General features: G+C 69.2%; 19 protein-coding genes and 1 pseudogene. 11 read left to right on the forward strand and 9 right to left on the reverse strand.

Annotated features, from left to right (window positions below; all coding sequences use genetic code 11):
* Positions 1-188: 188 nt before the first annotated feature.
* The 3 genes from ACFO60_RS32755 to ACFO60_RS32765 form a co-directional block, all read right to left on the reverse strand.
* Positions 189-827, reverse strand: a complete 639-nt coding sequence (locus ACFO60_RS32755; protein ID WP_380848370.1) for a 3'-5' exonuclease — start codon at positions 825-827, stop codon at positions 189-191.
* 979 nt (positions 828-1,806) lie between these two features.
* Positions 1,807-2,046 carry a ribbon-helix-helix domain-containing protein gene (locus ACFO60_RS32760; RefSeq protein ID WP_380848609.1) on the reverse strand — a complete coding sequence of 80 codons (240 nt, stop codon included), beginning with the start codon at positions 2,044-2,046 and terminating at the stop codon, positions 1,807-1,809.
* A 328-nt stretch (positions 2,047-2,374) separates the two neighbouring features.
* Positions 2,375-3,967 (reverse strand): hypothetical protein, encoded by a 1,593-nt coding sequence (locus tag ACFO60_RS32765; RefSeq protein WP_380848373.1) that lies wholly within the window; start codon positions 3,965-3,967, stop codon positions 2,375-2,377.
* Between the two features lie 236 nt (positions 3,968-4,203).
* Here ACFO60_RS32765 and ACFO60_RS32770 point away from each other — a divergent pair, with 236 nt between their 5' ends.
* Positions 4,204-4,797, forward strand: coding sequence for an ATP-binding protein (locus ACFO60_RS32770; RefSeq protein WP_380848612.1), 594 nt, complete (start codon positions 4,204-4,206; stop codon positions 4,795-4,797).
* A 36-nt stretch (positions 4,798-4,833) separates the two neighbouring features.
* Here the strand turns inward: ACFO60_RS32770 and ACFO60_RS32775 are convergent, their stop codons facing one another.
* Positions 4,834-5,580: a phosphotransferase family protein gene (locus ACFO60_RS32775; RefSeq protein WP_380848376.1), complete on the reverse strand. Its 747-nt coding sequence runs from the start codon at positions 5,578-5,580 to the stop codon at positions 4,834-4,836.
* Between the two features lie 155 nt (positions 5,581-5,735).
* Here ACFO60_RS32775 and ACFO60_RS32780 point away from each other — a divergent pair, with 155 nt between their 5' ends.
* The 6 genes from ACFO60_RS32780 to ACFO60_RS32805 all read left to right on the forward strand — a co-directional run bounded on the left by ACFO60_RS32780 (position 5,736) and on the right by ACFO60_RS32805 (position 12,134).
* Entirely contained in the window at positions 5,736-6,929 is a 1,194-nt protein-coding gene (locus ACFO60_RS32780) for a sensor histidine kinase (RefSeq protein ID WP_380848379.1), read from the forward strand.
* 136 nt (positions 6,930-7,065) lie between these two features.
* Positions 7,066-7,839: a LytR/AlgR family response regulator transcription factor gene (locus ACFO60_RS32785; protein ID WP_380848615.1), complete on the forward strand. Its 774-nt coding sequence runs from the start codon at positions 7,066-7,068 to the stop codon at positions 7,837-7,839.
* The gene (locus ACFO60_RS32790) at positions 7,836-8,267 is read left to right on the forward strand and encodes a hypothetical protein (RefSeq protein ID WP_380848382.1); all 432 of its coding nucleotides are present in this window, start codon (positions 7,836-7,838) and stop codon (positions 8,265-8,267) included. The genes ACFO60_RS32785 and ACFO60_RS32790 overlap by 4 nt, the downstream gene beginning before the upstream one ends.
* A 13-nt stretch (positions 8,268-8,280) precedes the next feature.
* A complete protein-coding gene (locus ACFO60_RS32795; protein ID WP_380848385.1) occupies positions 8,281-10,011 on the forward strand; it encodes a sodium/solute symporter in 1,731 nt (576 codons plus the stop codon).
* Positions 10,012-10,198: 187 nt separating this feature from the next.
* Positions 10,199-10,531: a DUF485 domain-containing protein gene (locus ACFO60_RS32800; protein WP_380848388.1), complete on the forward strand. Its 333-nt coding sequence runs from the start codon at positions 10,199-10,201 to the stop codon at positions 10,529-10,531.
* Positions 10,524-12,134 (forward strand): solute symporter family protein, encoded by a 1,611-nt coding sequence (locus tag ACFO60_RS32805; protein WP_380848391.1) that lies wholly within the window; start codon positions 10,524-10,526, stop codon positions 12,132-12,134. Before ACFO60_RS32800 ends, ACFO60_RS32805 begins: the two co-directional genes overlap by 8 nt.
* Before the next feature lie 57 nt (positions 12,135-12,191).
* On the opposite strand, the pseudogene ACFO60_RS32810 reads toward ACFO60_RS32805, so the two are convergent.
* Together ACFO60_RS32810 and ACFO60_RS32815 are read right to left on the reverse strand one after the other, a co-directional pair.
* Positions 12,192-12,398, reverse strand: a pseudogene (locus ACFO60_RS32810) (YnfA family protein); the annotation flags it as partial.
* A 45-nt stretch (positions 12,399-12,443) separates the two neighbouring features.
* Positions 12,444-12,926: a winged helix-turn-helix transcriptional regulator gene (locus ACFO60_RS32815; protein WP_380848394.1), complete on the reverse strand. Its 483-nt coding sequence runs from the start codon at positions 12,924-12,926 to the stop codon at positions 12,444-12,446.
* Positions 12,927-13,122: 196 nt separating this feature from the next.
* Here ACFO60_RS32815 and ACFO60_RS32820 point away from each other — a divergent pair, with 196 nt between their 5' ends.
* The 4 genes from ACFO60_RS32820 (at position 13,123) to ACFO60_RS32835 (ending at position 16,858) form a co-directional block, all read left to right on the forward strand.
* Positions 13,123-13,263 carry a hypothetical protein gene (locus ACFO60_RS32820; RefSeq protein ID WP_380848397.1) on the forward strand — a complete coding sequence of 47 codons (141 nt, stop codon included), beginning with the start codon at positions 13,123-13,125 and terminating at the stop codon, positions 13,261-13,263.
* Between the two features lie 42 nt (positions 13,264-13,305).
* The gene (locus tag ACFO60_RS32825; protein ID WP_380848400.1) at positions 13,306-14,208 is read left to right on the forward strand and encodes an NmrA family NAD(P)-binding protein; all 903 of its coding nucleotides are present in this window, start codon (positions 13,306-13,308) and stop codon (positions 14,206-14,208) included.
* Positions 14,209-14,694: 486 nt separating this feature from the next.
* Positions 14,695-15,681: a hypothetical protein gene (locus tag ACFO60_RS32830; RefSeq protein ID WP_380848403.1), complete on the forward strand. Its 987-nt coding sequence runs from the start codon at positions 14,695-14,697 to the stop codon at positions 15,679-15,681.
* Positions 15,682-15,874: 193 nt separating this feature from the next.
* Positions 15,875-16,858, forward strand: a complete 984-nt coding sequence (locus ACFO60_RS32835) for a nitrilase-related carbon-nitrogen hydrolase (RefSeq protein ID WP_380848406.1) — start codon at positions 15,875-15,877, stop codon at positions 16,856-16,858.
* Between the two features lie 97 nt (positions 16,859-16,955).
* On the opposite strand, the gene ACFO60_RS32840 is transcribed toward ACFO60_RS32835, so the two are convergent.
* The 3 genes from ACFO60_RS32840 to ACFO60_RS32850 form a co-directional block, all read right to left on the reverse strand.
* On the reverse strand, positions 16,956-18,152 hold the full coding sequence (locus ACFO60_RS32840) for a sulfite oxidase (RefSeq protein ID WP_380848409.1): 1,197 nt from the start codon (positions 18,150-18,152) through the stop codon (positions 16,956-16,958).
* Positions 18,153-18,459: 307 nt separating this feature from the next.
* On the reverse strand, positions 18,460-20,148 hold the full coding sequence (polX, locus tag ACFO60_RS32845; protein WP_380848412.1) for a DNA polymerase/3'-5' exonuclease PolX: 1,689 nt from the start codon (positions 20,146-20,148) through the stop codon (positions 18,460-18,462).
* A 160-nt stretch (positions 20,149-20,308) separates the two neighbouring features.
* Positions 20,309-21,283 (reverse strand): aldo/keto reductase, encoded by a 975-nt coding sequence (locus ACFO60_RS32850; protein ID WP_380848415.1) that lies wholly within the window; start codon positions 21,281-21,283, stop codon positions 20,309-20,311.
* Positions 21,284-21,786: the final 503 nt, after the last annotated feature.

Consider the following 21,786-nt stretch of genomic DNA (forward strand, 5'->3'; position numbering starts at 1 on the left):
CAAGCTCAAGCAGTGGCGAGCCATCGCCACCCGCTTCGACAAACTCGCCAGCCGCTACCTAGCCGGCGCCACCATCGGCTGCCTGATGCTCTGGCTCCGCCACCGCGAATTGTCAGACACGCCCTAGGCCGTCAGCAAGATCTCGGGCATACTCCTCGCGGACCTCACAGGCGACGGCGTGGGTGATCTCAAAACAGGAGCAGCGCATCGTCGGTCGCGTCGGCGCCCCCGTTGAGCGGCAGCCCTGCCACGTGGTGGAGGTGAGCGACGGTGAAGGCTGATCCTCCAGGAAGCCGGCCGACCAGCGCGGCCAGGAGCAGCGCGGCGCCGGTCGCGTCCCACAGCGCGCGGTGCGGCGTCTCGTGGCCGACGAGGGCCGTCACTTCGTTGGTGAGCCCATGGGCCGAAAGGAGCGCCGTCAGGCTCCGCTCATGGCTTGCCGCAGCGACCCAGGCGAGCTTCAGCGTGTCGATGAGCGCTGCAGGGCGGACGGTCGGGCATCGTCGCGACAGCAACCGCCAGTCCACCGCGACGTTGTGCCCGACGATGAACGCCCCATCCAGGCGGGCCACGAGTTCCGGGGCGACAGCGTCCAGCGGCGGGGCGCCGGCGAGCGACTCGTTGGTCAGGCCAGGCGAGATCCAGGGGCGACGCGCGATGCGCCGCCCCGGGTTCACCGTGGACTGGTAGCTGCGCGCCATGTCGGGGCGGCCGTCGACCAGTGGGACGATCCCGACTTCGAGGATCGCCTCGTGCTTACCGTCCTGGCTGCCGGTGCCTTCCAGATCGAAGGCCACCAGGGGGGCGGTTGTCCACGGCTGCTGCATGGCGCCTCTCCCGGTCAGTCATCGTCGTAGCGGGCCGCTGCCGCGAGCCTGATCGAGCTGTGCCTGCTCCTCCAGGCTCAGTACATACCCTTGCAAAGCGCGGCCGTGCGCGGCGGGCACATGCGGGTGAGCCACCTCTCACACACCAAATGAGCGTGGCGTCGAGGTCACGAACGTTCCAGCTAGGCTCGGGCCTCCACCGCCTGGGCGGCGGTGGAGGCCGGTCTACGCTGTGGCTCACGGCCACCGCACGATCTTTGGTTGTCCACACAGCAGCCGATGATCACGCAGTGGCCGTACCCATGTCCGCACAACCAGCCAGATCGCAACTAACGCTGCAGTATTAGGTGACAGTAACGTCCTCGGGCCAATAGCTTCTGCCATCCACTCCCTATTGCATCTGACCACGGTGATACGGCACCGGCCTCGCTGAACTCCAGATGTTCGGCGGGGCCTTACTTGAAAGTGCATCTTACTCTTGTTGCTTCCGGGGTCGAATTGAGCCGAAGTAGTAGCCGATTACCGACCCTGCTAGGACCTGTATGATATCGGTCGAAGCTCCTATTTTATTCCCGAATGCCACTGCGATCACGATAAGTATGCCCAGTGTGCCGCGCATAACCTGTTCGATCGTTTCGTGTCTGGCTTTAGTCTTCGCGTCATAAAATGCGAGCCTCGCTTCAATGTCTTCAACTTTATATGTATGGATTCCAAGTTCGGAGGATTTGTTTGCTAATTCATCTAGCTCACCTTCTCCAGCAGATGCGATGTCGCGCCGCGTCGAGCTACTGCGGACATCTATTAAACGACTCTCATATTTCCCGCCGCCTTGGCGAGGGGTTTCGTTGGTACTCGTCCCCGACTCTTCCGGCGCAATTTCTTTCTCGACTGGCGCTGGCTCTGACGAGCGGGGGCGACCTCGACCGCTACTACTCATAGGGGGATCCTCTCGATGCCTTTATGTTAATTTTGGGCGTTTTCATTCAATTACCTTCTGGATTTTTCCAGTGGCTTGGTTCCATAGGAGCACCGTGTTACCGGAAGTCTTGACGTCGTCCAGGAACTTGTGGGCGGAGATCGAGCGCCGAAGTGCTTCAGTGACGCTGACTCCATGCTTGTCGGCGATCTGCTGCAATGTCTCAAGCACTTCCTCGGACAAGCTGACCGAAATTCTATAATGGGCCACACCCCTCCCTCCCCTCTCTCTAAACGAACACATATTCACGTCGGCGCCTTGCGGTGCCGACCTGAGCGGTAAGACGACCGACGATACGACATGGTTCCCGAGGCCGCCAAGGAGCGAAGATGATCTTTATGGGCCTTGCACAGAAGGCGGGTAACCTCCAGCCCGTAACCTAGCGTGTGTGGGCGGAATTCCAGGACGCTGAGCGCGCTTTCCTCCTGCTTCGCGTAGCTGAAGGACGAGGATGGCTTTACGAGCTGACCTGCGCGCATGGGGCAACGGTGTTGCTTTCCTGGCATTGAACCCTGAACCTAAATGCCCGCCCGTGCCGTGGTCGCCGCAAGGCCAGAGGGCCGATTGCGCTCTACGCCAGCCGGATCGGGATGATGCCCAGGGAGGCGAGTTCCTCGTCGAGGATGCGGACGTGTTTGTTGGTCGCCCAGGGTTGGAGGCGGGTGCGGGTCTGGCGGATGGTATCGGCGAGGCGTCCGGAGCTGTGACTCACGGTGATGCGGGCCGCCTGGCGGATCTTGTCGATCGCGGCCGGTATCTCGCGCTTCTGGGTCAGGGCCCCGGCGTAGAGCAGCAGGGTTTCCCCGCGCATCAGCGGGCTGATCGCGGATGTCGACAAGGCTCGCTGTGCTGAATCGATGGCCTCGTCGGGACGTCTCCAGGCGATCGCGCAGTAGGCGGTGTGCCGTTGCACTCCGTTGGGCGTCCACCAGTAGAGGTAGGAGGGATCCGCCTCTGTCCTTGGGCGTGCCAGCAGTTGTCGTGAGCGGGTGAGTGCACGTTCGCTGTCCAGGACGTTACCGTCGGCGGCGAGAACCCGCGCGAGGTTCACGGCGTGTACCGACCGGAGCAGGCTGCTCGGACTCTGTTGTGCCCACCCCTGGGCGGCGTAGATGTGGTCCAGAGCCTCGCCGGTGCGGCCTTGGAAGCGGGACATGTTGGCGAGGCAGGCGTGCAGGTAGGCGATCAAGGTCGCGTCGCGGATCTGGTGGGCGGCGGTGAGGGCTTCTTGGTAGCGGCGGCGGGCTCCGGGGTGGTCGAGGAGGTCGTGGTGGAGCCAGCCGGCGAGTTGGCTGAGTTCGGCGTAGGCGCGGATGAGGCGGTCGCGCAGGCCGGGGAGCAGGGACTCGCGATGCAGCAGGTCGGCGACGAGGGTGCGCTGGCCGTCCACGACGGGCAGGACCTTGGCGGGGCCGAACTCGTCGTCCAGGCGGCGGCAGCGGGCGGTGAGTTTCTCGATCAGTTCCACCGTGGCGGCGTCGACCCGGGCGGAGGAGCGGATCGCGGTGGCCAGCCGGTCTTTCTCGGGTGGGGACAGGTGGCGCAGCAGGGCCAGGGCGGGGGCGCCGCCGAGGGCCAGGGCCAGTTCGAAGAGCAGATCGCGGCGCTTCACGTCGGCCTCCTCGGCTGTGAGGGCACGCAGCAGCGCGGCGCAATCCTTGAAACCGGGAACCGGGGCAGCCGGGCGTGCCGCTTCCACTTCCTGACCCATGGTGACATGCCCCGGGAAAGCGGCCGGGACGGCGGAGGGCCGCTGGGGGGCATGGGACGAACGGTGGTCGGTGCGGTCGATGAGGTCGCGGTCGCGCACGCTGTAGGAGGCGTAGACCTGGTCGCCGACCAGGCGGCGGGCGGCGGTGCTGTAGACGTGCGCGAACAGCGCGATGGTGCGGGCGGTCGGGCGCATGCCGCGCTGCGGCCAGTGCTCGAACTCGTACAGCCGTGACTCGCGCAGCGCGGCGGTGCCCGCCGGGTCGAGGTCGTTGTACCGCGCGGCGGCCTCGGCGGCGGTCAGCCCGTAGGCGTAGCGGTACAGGCGCAGCGGGCTGACGTCGTGGCAGACCGAGAACACCTCGGCGATCTGGTCGAAGGTGTAGCCCATGGCGCGCAGCGCCTCGCTACGTCGCCGGCATTCCAGCAGGGTGTGCACTCCTTCGCCCGACATGTGCGTACGCCCCCCTGACTCGAACAGGTTCCCGGATCACAGAAGTTACACGGAAAGTATCGAATTGACTACGGAGAATGATGCGGCTGGGACATGGTCAGAGGGCTCGACGGGTGGTGATCAGCCGGATTCATATGTTCGCGCACGTCATCAGGGGTGTCTGGCTGAAAGATCGTCCTGGCGGAAGGTGGGATCGGTGAGGCGCGTCCGCTCGTCGATCGTTGTGGCTCGTGTCCATGAGAACCGATCCCGGCGACGAGGTGCCGCGCGTGGCCGCCGCTCCCGTCATCTCGCCCGTCACGCCGCAAGCAGGTGATTCCTCACGCACCCTGCCGGACGCCGGTCATCGCTCACGTGCCCTGCCGGTCAACGAGGCCGTCCGGGTCGGCCCGGAGATCCTCATCTGGCGGCGCGCCTTCCCCGGCGCGCTCGACCAGGCCGCGGAGGCCAGGCGCTTCACCCGCTTCCTGCTCGCCGGCACGCCGTTCGCCGACGACGCCGAACTGATCGTCGGCGAGCTGGTGGGCAACGCCGTCCGTCACACCCGCAGCGGTTCCCCGGGCGGTCGCTTCACCTTGGAGATCGCCCTCGCCTCATCCCGCCACGAGCCGCTCGGCACCCCCGCGGTGGCCGCGAGCGTCCTGATCACCGTCTACGACCTCGGCGGGGCCGGCGTCCCGCGGTTCGGCGACCACGGCCGAGCGGAGGTCCCATGCGCTGAAGGCGGGCGCGGGCTGGCCATCGTGACCGCCCTGGCCGAACGTGCCGGCTTCCAGGGCGCCCCGGCGACCGGCCACAGAGTGTGGGCCTATATTCCACGTCGGCCGTGACCACGACGGACGCGTCCCCGGCTCACGGCCTTCGCCTCACAGCCGGGATCTCAGCACGTCGACCTCACAGCCCGGCGCGAACGGGTCGAAGCCGTGCTCGATCAGCCAGCGAACCACCAGCAGGCTTCGTAACGACCACCACGCGCGGATCACGTCGAGGTCGATGTCGGTGCCATAGCCGGCGACGACGTCGCCGAGGTGTTCCTCGTGTCCGAGAGTCAAGGTGGCGAGGTCGAACAGGGCGTCGCCTTGGCCCGCCTCGGACCAGTCGATGATGCCCGTGATCTCGTCGCCGTCGACGAACACGTGAGCGATCTGCAGGTCGCCGTGCGTGAACGCCGGATCCCACGGCCGGAGCGCGGCCTCGGCGATCTGGCGGTTGCGGGTGACCAGGCCGACGGGCAGGACGCCGTTCGTCACGAGCCATTCGCACTCGCCGTCGAGTTCCGCCGTCAACTCGTCGACGTCCCGGCCGGCCCGGCCGCGCCTGGGCGGCAACGGCGCGTCGTGCAGTTTCCGGATGGCGGCGCCCGCCGCGGCCCACGCCGCCGGGGACGCGGTCGACGGCTCGCCGAGGCGGCCGAGCGCCGTCCCCGGGACCGCGGCGATCGCGAGCACCGGCGGCTTGTGCCACAGGATCTTCGGCGTCGGTACCGGCACCAGGGCGATCGCCTCGACCTCGGCGTCGATGCGCGCCTGATCGACGTCCACCTTCAGGAACACGTCGCCGACGCGCAGGGTCACGCGCTCGGAATGGGCGACGAGCATTTGGACCTCATCCATGGACGACCAGTATCCCGGGGGTGATCGCCGACGTCACCGGGTTCATCGCATGTGGCCCGGCGGTGGGCGGCTGGAGTGCCGTCCGGCGCAGGGGGTGGGCGTTCCGGCGATGGGCGGGTTCTGGGGGCCGTGACGCGCGGGTAGGCTCCGGCGGCGTGGAACCGCTGCTCGCCGTCCCGGTGCTCCTGGTCCTCGCCGGAGTGCCCGCCGTGGTGCTCTGGCGGGTGCTGCGCGGCCGGCGCGAGCTCGGCACCAGTCCCGCCGAGCGCGCCACCTTCGAGACCCTGCACACCGCGTCGCTGGCCGCGCCGCCGCTGCGCGCCGGCCTGACCGCCGCCGGGGCGCTCAAGGCGTCCCGCTACCTGCGCGAGCTGCTCGGCTCGCCCGCCATCGCCATCACCAACCGTGAAGAGCTGCTGGTCTACGACGGAGCGGGGGACCACCACGCCAAGAACGCGTTCGCGCACGCCGCCGCGACCCTGCGCGACGGCCGCATCCAGGTGCTCGGCCCCGACGTCGTGTGGTGCCTGTCGCCGGAGTGCCCGGTCAGGTACGCCGTCGTCGTCCCCCTCACCACCGACGACCGGGTGGTCGGCTCCCTGGCGGCCTATGGCGACCATGCCAGCGCGGGGCTGGTCAGGGCGACGGGGGAGGTCGCCGCCTGGGTCGACTCCCAGCTCGAGCTCGCCGAGCTCGACCGCTCGCGCACCCTGCTCATGGAGGCCGAGGTGCGGGCGCTGCGCGCGCAGATCTCCCCGCACTTCATCTACAACTCGCTGACCACGATCGCCTCGTACGTGCGCACCGACCCCGAGCGGGCCAGGGAACTGCTGCTGGACTTCGCCGACTTCACCCGCTACTCCTTCCGGCGGCACGGCGAGTTCACCACGCTCGCCGAGGAACTGCGCTCGATCGACCGCTATCTGACCCTCGAACGGGCCCGCTTCGGCGACCAGCTCCGGGTCACGCTGCGGATCGCGCCGGAGGTGCTGCCCGTGGCGGTGCCGTTCCTGTGCCTGCAACCGCTGGTGGAGAACGCCCTGCGCCATGGGCTCGAGAGCAAGGACGGCGTCGGGCGCATCGCCATCACCGCCGAGGACGCGGGGGCCGAGTGCCTGATCAGCGTGGAGGACGACGGCATCGGCATGGACCCCGAGCGGCTGCGGCGCATCCTGTCCGGCGACCCCGACGAGCGGTCGGGGACGGGCGGCGTCGGGCTGGCCAACGTGGACGAGCGGCTGCGCCAGGTGTACGGCGACGAGTACGGCCTGGTCGTCGAGACCGCCGTGGGAGCGGGGGCCAAGGTGAGCGTTCGCCTGCCCAAATACCGGCCGGGCGTCTCCGTATAGTTATCAGCGCTCCGCCTCTGAGCCGTTGACTTCCCCTGCCCGATTCACCACTCTCTAGGAAGATGAGGAGCAAGTCTCGCCAGGTCGGCCCCCCGGCCCCGCGGTTTCCGGGCGAGTCAGGGTGAGTGGCGGTGACGTGACGGGCCTGCGCGTGCTGGCGGTGGACGACGAGCAGCCGGCGCTGGAGGACCTCGCCTATCTCCTGCGCGCCGATCCTCGCATCGGCGAGGTCTCCATGGCGCGCGACGGCGCGTCGGCCCTGAAGATGCTCGACCGCGCCATGGCCGAGGGCAGGCCGGTCGAGGCGGTCTTCCTGGACATCCGGATGCGCGGCCTGGACGGCGTCGTGCTCGGACGCCTGCTGACCCAGTTCGCCCGGCCGCCCCGCGTCGTGTTCGTCACCGCCTACGAAGAGCACGCGGTGGACGCGTTCGAGATCAAGGCCGAGGACTACCTGCTCAAGCCGGTGCGCCCCGAGCGGCTCGCCGAGGCCATCCGCAGGGTCTGCGCCGCCGTCCCCGGCGGCCTGGGAGCCGGGGACGAGGCGGGACGCCCGGCGCCCGACGGCGACACCATCCCGGTCGAGCTGGCCGGGGTCACCCGCTTCGTCGCCAGCACCGACGTCCGCTACGTCGAGGCCCAGGGGGACTACGCGCGCCTGCACACGGCCACGGGCAGCCACCTGGTGCGCATCCCGCTCGCCGCGCTGGAGGAGCGCTGGGCCGCCGCCGGGTTCATCCGCGTGCACCGCAGTCACCTGGTCGCGGTCAAGCACATCGACGAGCTGCACATCGACTCCGGCCGCTGCATGGTGCGCATCGGCGACACCGAGATCCCGGTGAGCCGCCGTCACACCCGCGAGCTGCGCGACCTGCTCGTCCGCCGGGCGAGGAAGGGCCGCGCCGAGTGACCGGGACGACGCGCGGCGACGGGCAGGACGGCGGCCGGCGGCGCATCGCGCCCAAGGCCCCCGAGCGGCCCCGGCGGCAGGTCGTCACCAGCCCGCGCACGACCGCCGCCCGCCGGCCCCGGCACCCGGTCACCCTGGAGATCGACGAGCAGACCAGCCTCGGCGAGGTCTACATGCGCTCGCTGGTGCGCACCCAGTTCCGGCTGGCGCTGTTCGTCTGCACGGTCCTCTCCTGCGTGATCGGCGGCCTTCCGCTGCTGTTCCTGCTGGTCCCCGGCCTGCGTGAGGTGCGGCTGCTCGGGTTGCCGCTGCCGTGGGTGGTGCTCGCCGGGCTCATCTACCCGGCGTTCGTCGCCGGGGCCTGGCTCTACGTGCGGCAGGCCGAACGCAACGAACGCCACTTCGCCGAGATGGTCGAGCGTCAGTGACCGGGTGGCCGCGGTGAGCGCGGGACTCGGGGTCGCGGCGGTGGTGGTGGTCGTGGTGGCGGCCATCCTCATCGGATCGTTCGGGCTGCGCCTGTCCCGCACCACGTCGGACTTCTACGTCGCCTCGCGCACCGTCTCGCCGCTGTGGAACGCCTCGGCGATCGGTGGGGAGTACCTCTCGGCGGCCTCCTTCCTCGGCATCGCGGGCCTGATCCTCGCCTACGGCGCCGACATGCTGTGGCTCCCGGTCGGCTGGACCGGCGGCTACCTGGTGCTGCTCGTCCTGGTGTCCGCCCCGCTGCGCCGCTCGGGGGCCTACACGCTGCCCGACTTCGCCGAGGCCCGGCTGGAGTCGATGGCCGTGCGCCGCATGGCGAGCGTCCTTGTCGTGCTGATCGGCTGGCTGTACCTGATGCCGCAGTTCCAGAGCGCGGGACTGGTCCTGCGCACGATCACGGGCGGCCCGGCCTGGGTGGGCGGCCTGCTGGTGGCCGTCGTCGTCGCGGTCAACGTGCTGTCCGGCGGCATGCGCTCGATCACCTTCGTCCAGGCGTTCCAGTACTGGCTGAAGCTGACCGCCCTGGCCCTGCCGGTGTTCTTCCTGCTGTTCGCGTGGAACGGGCTCGGCAGGCCGGCGCCCGCGGGCGACGCTCCGCCCGTCTTCACCGCCCCGGTCACCGTCACCGTGGGCATCGACGTCACCATCAGCGTCGAACGGCCGGTCGAGGTCACCGCGGACGGCCGCGTCGACGGCCGCGTCAGGCACGGAGAGCGGATAACGCTGGCGCACGGCCCGCACACGGTCACGGCGGACACGACGCTCGGCTTCCCCGCGGGCGCGCCCGTGCCGCACGCCGAGAACCTGCCCGTCCTCACCGACCACGAGTGGGCGCTGCCCCTGCACGGCCGCGAGCACCCGCTGTACGCGACCTACTCGCTCATCCTGGCCACCTTCCTCGGCACCATGGGCCTGCCGCACGTCCTGGTGCGCTTCTACACCAACCCCGACGGGCGGGCGGCCCGCCGCACGACCCTCGTCGTGCTGACCCTGCTCGGCGCCTTCTACCTGCTGCCGGCCATCTACGGCACGCTCGGCCGCCTCTACACCCCCGAATTGCTGATGACCGGACGAACCGACGCCGTCGTGCTCACCCTGCCCGGGCGCATGGTCGGCGGGACGGCGGGCGAACTGCTCGGCGCGCTGGTCACGGCCGGGGCGTTCGCCGCGTTCCTGTCCACCTCCTCCGGCCTCGCCGTGTCGGTGGCGGGCGTCATCGGCCAGGACATCCTGCGCGGGGGAGTGCAGTCCTTCCGGGCCGCCACGCTGCTGGCCGTGGCCGTGCCGCTGGCGCTGGCGACGACGGCGCGCTCCCTCGCCGTCGCCGACGTGGTCGGCCTGGCCTTCGCGGTGGCGGCGTCCTCCTTCTGCCCGCTGCTCGTGCTCGGCATCTGGTGGCGGCGGCTGAGCGCGGCGGGGGCGATGGCCGGCCTGCTCACCGGGGGCGGCCTGGCCAGCGCCGCGGTGATCGCGGTGATCACCGGCGGCCCGTACACCGGCTGGACCGGGGCGCTGCTCGCCCAGCCGGCGGCCTGGACGGTGCCGATCTCCTTCGCCGTGATGATCGTCGTCTCGCTTCTCACCCCGGGAGGCGTCCCTCGCGGGGTCGCCCGCACGATGGTCCGCCTGCACACGCCCGAGACGCTCAACGTCAACCGCGGTGACTGGCGGCCGCGCTCCACCTGAGCGGGCGCGGCCGGTGGGGGGAACACGGCGGCCATTCGTCGCAGGGATCGGGCCTTTGGGCGCAGGAGCGCGCCAGATGAGCGATCCTTCGCGTCGGCTTGGCGACCGTGTGGCCTGTACCCCTGCGCAGCGGCGGGTGTCCCCTTCTACGGTATGGCGTGATTCAGATCACAACGTTGGAGGTCGCGTGACCACTCGACAAGACGAGTCGTCCGAATACGAACAGGTACAGGCGAGTACCGAATTCCAGGAGCTGCGCCGGCGCTTCCGCAACTGGGTGTTCCCGGTGACCATCGGCTTCCTCGCCTGGTACCTGCTGTACGTGGTCCTGTCCGGCTGGGCGCGCGGGTTCATGGGCACCAAGGTCTTCGGGAACATCAACATTGCGCTGATCTTCGGCATTCTGCAGTTCGTGTCGACGTTCCTGATCGCGTGGGCGTACGCCCGGCATGCCGACAAGAAGCTCGACCCGTTGTCCGGCAAGCTGCGCGCGGAGATGGAGACCACGACCAATGAGTGACCACGCCCTATCGATCACCCTTTTCGTCCTGTTCGTCGCCGCGACGCTGGGCATCACGTTCTGGGCGAGCCGCAACACCAAGACCGCCACCGACTACTATGCGGGCGGGCGCTCGTTCAGTGGCGTGCAGAACGGCCTGGCCATCGGCGGCGACTACATGTCGGCCGCGTCCTTCCTCGGCATCGCGGGCATCATCGCGCTGTCGGGGTACGACGGGTTCCTCTACTCGATCGGGTTCCTCGTCGCCTGGCTGGTGGCGCTGCTGCTCGTCGCCGAGCTGATGCGCAACTCCGGCAAGTTCACGATGGCCGACGTGCTGGCCTTCCGGATGAGCCCGCGCCCGGTGCGCACGGCCGCCGGCGTGTCGACGATCACGGTCAGCATCTTCTACCTGCTCGCCCAGATGGTCGGCGCGGGCGCGCTCGTCGGCCTGCTGTTCGGCATCACCTCCGACGCCGGCAAGATCGGCACGATCGTGGTCGTCGGCCTGCTGATGATCATCTACGTGGTCGTCGGCGGCATGAAGGGCACCACCTGGGTCCAGATCGTCAAGGCCGTGCTGCTGATGACCGGCGCCGCCCTGGTGACCATCATGGTGCTCGGCCACTTCGGGTTCAACCTGTCGTCCCTGCTCGGCACCGCCGCCGACCAGAGCGGCAAGGGCAACGCCTTCCTGAACCCGGGCCTGAAGTACGGCGTCGAGGCCAAGGGCCTGGTCAGCAAGCTCGACCTGATCAGCCTCGGGCTCGCGCTGGTGCTCGGCACCGCGGGCCTGCCGCACATCCTGATCCGCTTCTACACCGTGCCGACCGCCAGGGACGCCCGCAAGTCGGTCCTTTGGGGCATCGGCATCATCGGCGTGTTCTACCTGCTCACGCTCGTGCTCGGCTTCGGCGCCGCCGCGCTGGTCGGCAGCAAGGCCATCGCCGCGCAGAACAAGGCGGGCAACACGGCGGCTCCCCAGCTCGCGCAGAAGGTCGGCCAGCTCCTCTTCGGCGACGTCGGAGGCACGATCCTGCTCGCGATCATCGCCGCGGTGGCGTTCGCGACGATCCTCGCCGTGGTGGCGGGCCTGACGCTGGCGTCCTCCTCCAGCTTCGCCCACGACCTGTACGCGCACGTCTTCAAGCGGGGCACCGCCACCGAGCAGCAGGAGATCAAGGTCGCCCGCATCGCCGCCTTCGCCATCGGCGCGGTGTCGATCGTGCTCGGGATCTTCGCGCAGAACCTCAACGTGGCGTTCCTGGTGGCGCTGGCCTTCGCGGTCGCCGCCTCGGGCAACCTGCCCGCGATCCTGTACAGCCTGTTCTGGAAGCGGTTCAACACCGCGGGAGCGGTCTCGGCGATCTACGGCGGCCTGGCGTCGGCCGTGCTGCTGGTGATCTTCTCGCCGGTGGTGTCCGGCACGCCGACCGCGCTGTTCCCGGGCGCGGCCTTCAACTGGTTCCCGCTGGAGAACCCGGGCCTGGTCTCGATCCCGATCGGCTTCCTCGCCGGCTACATCGGGACCGTGCTCAGCAAGGAGTACAACGCGGCCAAGTACGCCGAGATCGAGGTGCGGTCGCTCACGGGCGCCGGCGCCGAGAAGGCCACCTCCCACTGAGGACCCTCCCGGGTGGCGCCGCGCGGCGCCACCCGGGAGCGCTGAGGACATCCTGCCTCAGCCGCCCGGCCGCGGGCCCACCCCCTCCGGCCCCGGCCGGGCCCGGCGACCGCCCGCGAGACGGTGACGCTTCGCGTCCGGCCGCAGGGTGGCGACGAACCCGTACAGGCTGAGCGCGATCATCTCTGCGCCGATCCACCAGACGCCCTTGTGCTCGCGGACGCCCCGCCAGGCCGGCCTGGCCCCGCCGATCTCGGCGAGTGCCGCAAGGGCGAACGGCGCGTGATCGGTTCTTGCCGTAGGGGCGCGTCAGGACGACTGGACGATGTCGTCATGGGTGTCAGGGCCGTTGATCGTCCAGCCGGGCGCGTGAGACACCAGGTGCAGGTCATCTTCGCTGATCGCCTGCCCGCAGGTGCGGCACACCATGGCCGGCTGGATCTGGTGCCCGTGGTGCTCCAGGACCAAGGGCGGGTCATCGACCGCCCAGCGGTCACCCCAGGTCATGAGGCCGATGAGCACGGTGAGAAGCTCTTTGCCCGCATCGGTGAGGTGATACTCGAACCGTGTGGCCTGATATTCCCGCTTCTCAAGGATGCCGTCGGCGACCAAGGACTTGAGCCGGACGGCCAGCCGATCACGTGGTGCCCCTGTGTTGCGGGCGATCTGGCTGAACCGCCGATTCCCGAAAAGGATCTCCCGCAAGGCCAGCAACGACCAGCGGTCGCCGGTCAGTTGCAGCGTGGCCGCTATCGAACAGGGTCGTCCTGGGACCACCGGGGATTCAACCATGATTAAGAGTACCAAGCCACGGTTTGCTATCCAAACCATCCAGGGGTAGCGTGGCGTCACGGTCTCGAAATCAAACCGTTCGTGCCGTGATCGCCAAAAGGCCCGGACGCGGGAGTGGTCTGCTGATGGAACCGGCGATGCTTCGCAAGGTGACGCAGGCACTCGGGGGAGACATCGGCGCGTTCTCGTCCTGGTCATGCAGGCGACCAGGACCACGCGGTGCATGGCCGACCGTGCCGGCTCGCACATCGTCAAGGTGAACGCCCCCCACCTGTCCATGGTGGCCGGACCCGGAGACGTCACCGACCTGATCACGAACGCGGCCGGCCACAGCTGACACGCGATATCACCTTGCTGCAACTGATGAGGAGGAAATGGAATGCCGGAGAAACTGATCCTGGTGACCGGAGCCGGAAACGCCGGATCCGTGGGCAGGAAGGTCGTCGAGCGCTTGCGGAGCCGCGGACTGCCGACTCGTGCGCTGGTCAGGCAGGACGACGAACGCGCCGAGTCCCTCCGCGCGACAGGCGCCGAAGTGGTCGTCGGCGACCTCACCCGACCGGCGGACATCGCTCGTGCCCTTGAGGGGTGCCACCGGATGTACTTCGGGATGAGCGTCTCGAGCTCCTACCTGGAAGCGACGACGGCGGTCGCCGCCGCCGCACGCGAGTACGGGGCCTTGGAGGCCTTCGTCAACATGTCACAGATGACGGTCTCGCAGATGACGATCACGAGCAGTTCGGAATCACGTCAGCAGCGCCTCCACTTGCTGAGCGAGCTGATCCTCTCCTGGTCGGGCCTTCCCGTCGTTCAAGTCAGGCCCACCATTTTCATGGAGAATCCGCTGTTCCAGTTCGCGGTCGGCTCGACTCCAGAAGGGATCACCCTCCGGTTGCCGTTCGGCTCCGGGCGCACCTCGCCGGTCGCCACGGGTGACGTCGCGGACGTGGTGACCGCTGTTCTCGCCGAGCCCGGTTCTCATCTGGGCCGGGTGTACGAACTCACGGGACCGGTTTCCAGGGATTTGGATGGTGTGGCGGACGAATTCGCCAAGGTGGTGGGCCGGCCCGTCACCTACGTTGACGTTCCTTTCGGCGAGTGGGCGCAGGGGCTGGCGGCGGCGAAGCTTCCGGAACATCTCTTCGAGCACATTGGAACCATGACCCGGCTGCATCGCGAAAACCGATACGATCGCGTCTCCACGGATATCGAGACCATCCTCGGCAGGCCGCCTCTCGACGTTCGGGATTTCGCCGAGAACAACCCTCGGCTATTCCAGTAGTTCATTTCCGCTGATCCATCCCTCCGGAGGCCCCCTTCCCTCCTGTGCCGGCCATCGGCGGTTCCGGTTGGCGGACACCCTGGCCAGGACACCCTCCACCTCGCCGGACGGACCTGATCGCGGGCGGGCCGGAACAATGTCCATGGATGACCGGGCGGCAGCGGGCACGATTCCCCTTGAAGATCGGCTGTGTGAGAGAACCGATCTGAGGAGTCGTGCCCGTTCTCGCGCCCGAATTGGGGCAGCCGTCACTTGTCGGTGTGGCGCGGGTGTTGTGCGGCGCGAGAGATATCGGCCGGCCGCGACCCGCACGTTCGACTTCGGTCACCGGTCATTGATCCGTCCAACGTGACCGCGGGCGAATACCACTTCGGTTTGGTTTTCAAACCGAGGCATGTATAGTCCACATGGTTCGAGTTTCAAACCGTCATATCTGAGGAAGTCGCCATGTCATCGTCCGCTCCACAATCGGGCAAGGCCGGACCCGTGGTCACCCAGCACAGCGCCTGGATCCCACTCGTCGTCACAGGACTGATCATCGGCGCTGCGTTCATCGCCGTTTATGTCGGCCTCCAACGATCACCCACCCCCTACGAACTTCCTGTGGCCACGGTCGGGGGACAACTGACGAACGCGGCACAGGCCAGGCTGGGTGACTCGCTGAACGTCACGCAGGTCTCCAGCATCGACGAGGGTGCCGCCTTGGTCCGAAACGGCGACGCGGTCGCCGTGGTGGGCGCGACCTCCCCGACCACACTGCGGTTGGAGTACGCCGGCGCGAGCGGGCTCAGCGAAAGCGGGGCGGCTCGACAGGTCGTCACCGGTCTCGCCCGCGCGGCCGGACTCACCGTTCAGGAAACCGACATCGTCCCTCTGATCAAGTACGACTCGCGCGGGCTGTCCGCTTTCTACGTGGTCTTCGGCGTGACACTCTCGTCATTCGTCCTCGCCCAGGGCCTCACCGGTGCCGTCGCAACCGTTCGCCTTCGCCACAGGCTCTATGCGATGGCCGGCTTCGCGGTGGCGATCGGTGTCGTGGCCGCCACGATCGCAGGCCCCATCTTCGGCTCGCTGACGCCGTCGTTCCCGCTCCTGGCCGTGTCTCTCATCCTCCTGTCGGCCGCGAGCGCGTTCGCGACCAAGGCCCTCGGGGCATGGCTGGGCCCGGCCGGAATAGGCCTGGCCGTGCTCACCCTCACGACGATCGGCAACGCGACCAGCGGCGCGGCCATAGGGTTCGACCTGCTTCCCGGATGGGCACAGGCGGTCTCCGCGAAGCTGCCCCCCGGCGCGGCCGTGCGAGCCATCAATGACTTCGGCTACTTCGGCGGATCGCACGCAGGGCGCGCGCTCGCCGTCCTTGCTCTCTGGTTCGTCGCGGGTCTCGGCCTTGTGCTCCTGCGGCAGTGGACGACCGCGCGCCGCGTGAGGGTGAGCACCGTCGAAGTGGAGCCGCTGGCAACGGTCGGATGAACAGGTACGGGGACGAATCCGCTCGTTGCGGCGGAAGAGTCTTCCATCGCGGTCGTGATCGCCGCCTCCGCCAACGGCGCCACTCTCACCACCACCATCGATCGACCTCCGGCACCGTGCCGAACCCTGTCCGCACGGACAGGCGCAGGCATGTCCGTCAGGCACGACCCCGCATATCGCAAGGAACCGCACCATGACCGTCGTAAAAGCTGCCGCAGTCCAGATCAGCCCCGTCCTCTACAGCCGGGCGGGCACCGTCGAAAAGGTCGTTCAGAAGATCCGCGCACTGGCAACGAAGGGTGTCCAGTACGCGGTCTTCCCCGAGACCGTCGTTCCCTACTATCCCTACTTCTCCTTCGTGCAGGCGCCCTACGCCATGGCCAAGGAGCCCTTGCGCCTGCTCGAGGAGTCGGTGACCGTGCCGTCCGCCGAGACCGACGCGATCGCCCAAGCGGCGAGGGAGGCCGGCATGGTCGTCTCGATCGGCGTCAACGAGCGCGATGGTGGGACCATCTACAACACGCAGCTGTTGTTCGACGCGGATGGCACGCTGATCCAGCGCCGCCGCAAGCTCACGCCGACTTATCACGAGCGCCTGGTCTGGGGCCAGGGTGATGCTTCCGGCCTGCGCGCGGTGGACAGCGCCGTCGGCCGCATCGGCCAGCTCGCCTGCTGGGAGCACTACCAGCCGCTGGCGCGCTACGCCCTGATCGCCGACGGCGAGCAGATTCACGCCGCGATGTATCCCGGCTCCTTCGGGGGCTCGCTGTTCGCGGAGCAGATCGAGGTCAACATCCGCCAGCATGCTCTGGAATCGGCTTGTTTCGTGGTCTGTGCAACCGCCTGGCTCGACAAGGACCAGGTGGGGCGAATCGCTGAGGACACCGGCGGTCCCGCGCTTTCCGGGGGCTTCTTCACCGCGATCGTCGATCCCGAAGGACGCATCGTCGGAGAGCCGCTCACGTCGGGCGAGGGCGAGGTCATCGCCGACCTGGACTTCGCGCTGATCGACCAGCGTAAGCGTCTCATGGATGCGCGCGGCCACTACAGCCGCCCGGAACTGCTCAGCCTGCAGATCGACCGCACTCCGACGGCCCACCTCCACGAGCGTGGTGCTCATGTGCCGGTCCAGAACGCTCGGACGGTTGAAGAAGACCGCTCCGCTGAGGCCCACTGAGCCGCCGTGAGCGGCGGCGGGGCGCCGACCCGGGTGATCAAGACGGCCGGGCGGGACGCGTACGGTTTCCGCGCCTCCGCCCAGCACTCGCCCTGTGTCAGGGGATGATCGTCACCGGGTGCTGGACCACGCCGTCGAAGTGGTAGCCCAGCATGTTGAAGCGGGTGCGCACGGGCTGGGCGGCTCCGGTCTCGTCGACGGCCCTGGCCATCAGGATGTGCGCCCCCGGTCGCCTCGGCACCCAGGCCAGGTGCCAGGGCACCCACGCCCGGGCCGATCGCGGGCCGCTGGTCTCGGCGACCGTCCACACGCGGCCGCCGTCCACGCTGACCTCGACCCGGACGACGTGCCCGCCGCCCGACCACGACCGGCCGTGCAGGATGTGCGGGCGCCCGGCCCGCAGCGTGGCGCCCCACGGCAGCTCGAAGGCGCTCTTGACCACCTGGGCGGCCAGCGGGACGCCCCCCGTCGGATGCCCGGGCCCGAACATGCGGTAGAAGCGGGTGGTCCAGGGCGACGACAGGGGAGCGGTGGAGACCTCGATGCCGCCGAGCCACTTGATCGAGGCGACTCCGCTCCAGCCCGGCACCACCAGCCGGGCGGGGAACCCGTGGTCGGGCGGCAGCGGCACGCCGTTCATCTCGTAGGCCACCAGCACGTCCGACAGCGCCTTCTCGATGGGCAGCGGCCGGCGTACGTGCCCGTGGTCGACGCCGTCCTCGACGTACACCGGGTCCAGGCCCTGGGGCATGACGTCGACGGCGCCGGGGGTCACCCCGGCCAGGTCCAGCAGCGTCGCCAGCGGCACGCCCCGCCAGCGCGCGACGCCGATGGCGCCGAGCCGCCATGGAATGCCGGACATGGGCTGGTCCTGCTGGAGGTCGAAGAACGCCCGCCCGTTGCCGGCGCACTCGATGGCGACGTCGGCGGTCACCGAGGGCAGGGCCAGCAGGTCCTCGTACGTGAGGCTGCGCGGGTTGCGCAGCCCGTCCCCGTGCAGGCGCAGCCGCCAGGCGCGGGCGTCGACGAGCGGGGTGGAGGTGTGGTTCCGGACGAAGAACCGGTCGTTGGGGGTGTGGTAGCCCTGGCCGCGCATGGACTCCCAGCGCGTCTCGGCGCCGGCGCCGTAGGTGATGAACAGGTCGGGCGGCAGAGGCTTGAGGATTCGGACGGGCGCCACGGCGGGCGGGGCCGCGGCGGAGGCGGAGGCCCCGCGCCGGCGGGACGCCTCCGCGGAGGCGGAGGCCGCGCGCTGGGAGGCCTCCGCGGAGGTGTGCGGGGACTCCGGGCGCATCCGCGGCACCCACCCAGTGCCGCTGCCATGTCCCAGGTCAAGTCTGGTCGTGGTGGCTTCGCCGGTCCGGTCATCGAGTTCCATGGGGCACCCCCCCATCCGGTCAAACTTCTACCAAATCCCTACCAGAAAACCATGTTATATCGCCAGTCTACTCCGCTCGCGCCTCCGGCGGGAGCCCTCTGTTCTGGGCCTGCTCGGACGCCGGCCCACAAGGACACCTCACCGGCGACACCGGCTCTTCGTGCCGATGCCGGGACACCGGCTCCCCTCCCTGGCGCCGGCTCCCGCGACGGGACGCGGGCGGTCAGTGGCCGCCGAGGAAGTCCAGCAGCCTGTCGAGCGGCCAGCTGTTGATGACGTCGTCGCCGGTCAGCCACGCCCGCTGGGCGACGCCGACGCCGAACCGCAGGTTGTCCATGTGCGGCACGGCGTGGGAGTCGCTGTCGATCGAGAAGCGCACCCCGTGGTGGCGCGCGAGCCGCACCAGGTCGGAGGGCAGGTCGGCCCGGTCGGGGTAGGCGTCGATCTCCATCGCGGTTCCCGTGCGCGCCGCCGCCGCGAAGACGGCGTCCCAGTCGGCGTCCACCTGCGCCCGCTTACCGATCTTGCGGGTGGTGGGATGGCCGATGACGTGCACGTGCGGGTTCTCGCAGGCGGCGACGAACCGGCGGGTCATCTCTTCGCGCGACTGGCTGAAATGAGAATGAACCGAGGCGACGCAGATGTCGAAGCCGGCGAGCACCTCGGCCGGCCAGTCGACGGTGCCGTCCGGCGCGATGTTCAGCTCGGTGCCGTGCAGCAGGCGCATGTGCGGATGGTCGTCCTGCAGGCGGCGCAGCCGCTCGCGCTGCTCCAGCATCTTGTCCAGCGTCATCCGCTGCATGAACAGGTTCGGCGCGTGGTCGGTCACCGCGTAGTACGCGTACCCGCGCCGGGCCGCCGCCTCGACCATCTCTTCGAGCGTCGCGATGCCGTCGGTCAGGTCGGTGTGGGTGTGCAGGTCGCCCTTCAAGTCTTCCAGCGTGACGAGCTCGGGGAGCGCGCCGCGCAACGCCGCCTCGATCTCGCCGCCGTCCTCGCGCAGCGGCGGCGGGACCCACTGCATGCCGAGCGCCGCGTAGATGTCCTCCTCGGCCTTGCCGGCGATCACGGCCTCGCCCTCGAACAGGCCGTACTCCGACAGCTTCCAGCCGCGCTTGACGCACATCTCGCGCAGCCGCACGTTGTGCTCCTTGGAGCCGGTGAAGTACTGCATCGCCGCGCCCCACGACTCGGCGGGCACCAGGCGGAGGTCCACCTGGATGCCCTGGGTGGTGCGCACCGAGGTCTTCAGCGCGCCGCTCGCGATGACCTCCGCCACGTACGGCTGCCCCTTGAAGTCGGCCATCAGCGACTCGGGGCCCACGGCGAGGACGTCGACGTCGCCGACGGTCTCCTTCATTCGGCGCAGCGACCCGGCGTAGGAGATCTTCTCGGCCGCGGGCAGCGAGGCGATGACCCGCTCGGCGAGGTCCATCGCGACGCCGATGTGCACCCGCTCGCCCGCCCGCTGGAGCTGCTCGATGCCCTTGAGGAGGTTCTCCTCGGTCTTCGCGCCGAACCCGCGCAGGCCCTCGAGTCGCCCCTGGCCGATCGCCTCGGCCAGTGACTCAGGGGAGTCGATGCCCAGCTCGCGGTACAGGAAGACGGCCTTCTTGGGGCCGAGGGAGGCGATGCGCGTCAGCGCGCGCACCCCCTCGGGCACCTCGGCGCGCAGGGCGTCGAGCTGGCGGAAGCTGCCCCGCTGGAGGAACTCCTCCATCTTCTTGGCGATCGCCTCGCCGACCCCTGGCACCTCGCGGACGTTCACCTGGGAGATGTCGCCGGGATGGCCCGCGATCGCCTTGGCGGCCTTCTGGTAACTGCGCACCCGGAAGGCGTCGCCGCCGGTCATCGCGAAAAGATCGGCGTACTCCTCGAGAGCCGCCGCGGCTTCGTCGTTCGCCCGCCCCATGGGCACCAGCTTACGGAGGCCGGCCGACATTTCCGCCCTGGCGGCACGCCCGCCCCCGGGGCACGCCCACCCCCGGGGCACGCCCGCCCCCGCGGGCCGCCCCTCCCGCCGCGCGTGGCGTGCCGCGAGGCGGGAGCGGCCGCCGGGCCTCAGGTGAGGGTCAGTGGATGACCGGGCGGGTGACGTACGGCTCGGCGAGGTAGGCCAGTTCCTTGTCGCTGAGCGACAGCTCGGCCGCCGCGACGGCGTCCTCGATGTGGCGCTCCTTGGTGGCGCCGACGATCGGGGCGCTCACGCCGGGCTGGGCGAGCAGCCAGGCCAGCGCCACCTGGGCAGAGGGGACGCCCCGCGTGGCGGCCGTCTCGGCGACCCGCGCCAGGACGGCGGCGTCGCCCGGGCCGCCGTACAGCTGCTCGATGCGGCCGTCGACGCCCGAGCGCGTCGTCCGCTCCTGCCCCGCGTCCGCCCGGGCCAGCAGCCCACGGGCCAGCGGGCTCCACGGGATGAGGCCGACGCCCTGGTCCAGGCAGAGCGGGATCATCTCGCGCTCCTCCTCGCGGTACAGGAGGTTGTAGTGGTTCTGCATCGAGACGAACCGGGTCCAGCCGTTGACCTCGGCGACGTGCTGGGCCTTGGCGAACTGCCAGGCGTACATGCTGGAGGCGCCGATGTAGCGCACCTTGCCTGCGCGCACGACGTCGTGCAGCGCCTCCATGGTCTCCTCGATGGGGGTGTCGTCGTCCCACCGGTGGATCTGGTACAGGTCGACGTAGTCGGTGCCGAGGCGCTTCAGCGAGGCGTCGATGCCGGCCATGATGTGCTTGCGTGACAGCCCGCCGTCGTTGGCGGCCTTGTCCATGGGGAAGAACACCTTGGTGGCCAGGACGTAGTCCTCGCGGCGAGGGAAGATCTTGCGCAGCAGCCTGCCGGTGACCTCCTCGCTGGCGCCGAAGGAGTAGGTGTCGGCGGTGTCGAAGAAGGTCACGCCCGCCTCGGCGGCCTTGCGCACGAGCGGCTCGCTGCCCTCTTCGTCGAGCACCCAGTCTTGCCATTTCGCGGGATCGCCGTAGCTCATCATCCCGAGACATATCCGGGACACCTTCATACCGGTGGTACCAAGCCTGACGTAATCCATATACGTACCTCCTGCCGGACATCCCATCACGTCCTGGGCGAGCCGTCATACGGCCCGGGCGCTCATGGTGAGGGATGTCCGGGGGGGCGAGGCGAGCGGTGCCGTGCCAGGAAGGCCGGGCACGGCACCGCGGGTGTCAGCGCCGGGTATCGGTCACGGAGAGGATCTCGACGAAGGACCCGCAGTTACCGGGCCATGTCGGATTCCCCCCGATACCGGGTTCCGGTTGGATGAGACACGCCGCCTGGAACACCCGCGTGTCCGTGGACACGGTGACGTTGAGCGTCGTGGACGGAGCCGTCGGTGACGGAGCCAGCGCGACGGAAATCGCGCCCTTCGGGTAGCCCGGTAGCGAGGACACCTGGTGGGGCGTGTCGGGAGTGCGGGAGTCCCGGACGTAGGTCACGCCGTTCTTGATGAACGCGACGAACTGCGGGGCGCTGATCTGCGTGAGGATCGTCGCGTTGACGTCCGCGACCGGGCCCAGCGGCCCTGCCGGCCCC

Origin of the sequence: Sphaerisporangium dianthi, from assembly GCF_042654065.1 — a bacterium.
Classification (GTDB): Bacteria; Actinomycetota; Actinomycetes; order Streptosporangiales; family Streptosporangiaceae; genus Sphaerisporangium; species Sphaerisporangium dianthi.